Genomic DNA, 1,122 nt, shown 5'->3' on the forward strand with positions numbered 1-1,122 from the left:
AACACGCACGCTCTGTGAGTGTAACTAACTCTTTAATATTCGGTAATCGCCACTGCTTTTTATCTGCAAAATTGTGTAGCACATGGTTGCCCGAGGCATTCCGAATTTGCTCCGCAGTAAGCAGCGCGTTTTGCCATGTTACTTTTTGAGCTTCCCCAGAACACGCTTTTTGAGCCATATCCCATGTCATACCAACTGGGCAGCGCATCCAAGTGAGTCCTGTTTTCAAATCTGTTACAACACCTAGATCAGAGTATAAGTAGCGAGAATTCGGCGCTGACTTCACAAAATCCAAAGAGCATTCCTGAGCGGCCATCGACGCGTAAGAAACAAGTACAAGAGATAATGCGGTAATAAATTTTTTCATCTTACTCTCCTTTCTCAGCAACTAGACGAATTGGAAATTGGTATGAATCATCAGCTGTTGGATCTTTTTTATCGGAATAAATCTCAATCGAGCTAGATTGTCCACGGTCGGCACCTCGAACCGTTACCAACGGCATTCTTAAGTACTCGGGCGTTTTTACCTTGTCATTTTCAGTAAAGGTAAACGCCTGGAACCAAACCGAACCGTATTCCAAATAAGGACTACCTAACGTTTGCTGTGGGAAGAACTTAAAATTCATTCCATAAACGACGCCACTTGCATCTTTCTCTGTTTCACCGAAGTCGAGAACATCATAAAACTCCTGATAATCCGGTAAGCGCCAATTTGTGATGCCACACAGTGATTTCTGGTTGATGTGCTCAATGTATTGCTTAGTTGAGCAAATATCATCTCTTGCGTTGACACAGCCAACCTGTTCCAAGTCTTTAGAAAACGGCTTAAAGTCTTCTGATTCGTAAACAAACAGACGATCTTTAAACTGAAGCGAATTTTCGTCAGCACTTTTGTTTTCCCAAACCAAACCCGTGCGCTCATCTAATGTACAAGCCCAAGTGGTTGCATCCACTTTTAGCTTCTCGCCCGTTGCACTTAACTTAACAAACTTGAAGCCATTACCTGTCGCCGCCTGCTTCTCTAACTTGTCAAAGCCAAATTCAGCATCTTGTCCTGGGAAAAGTTCTTGAGGCGTCGCTGTGTTCGAATGTCCTTTAGCGACCGTATAATACAAAACGGTA

General features: G+C 43.2%; 2 protein-coding genes. Both read right to left on the reverse strand.

Annotation, left to right across the window (positions count from 1 at the left end; translation table 11 throughout):
* The coding region (locus tag R8N28_RS26360; RefSeq protein ID WP_318183801.1) for a DUF1566 domain-containing protein at nt 1-367 on the reverse strand (367 nt) is incomplete at its 3' end.
* 1 nt (nt 368) lies between these two features.
* Nucleotides 369-1,122, reverse strand: a 754-nt coding sequence (locus R8N28_RS26365; protein WP_318183802.1) for a DUF1566 domain-containing protein, incomplete at its 5' end; no start/stop codon positions are given.

The organism is Vibrio sp. Vb1554, assembly GCF_033344235.1.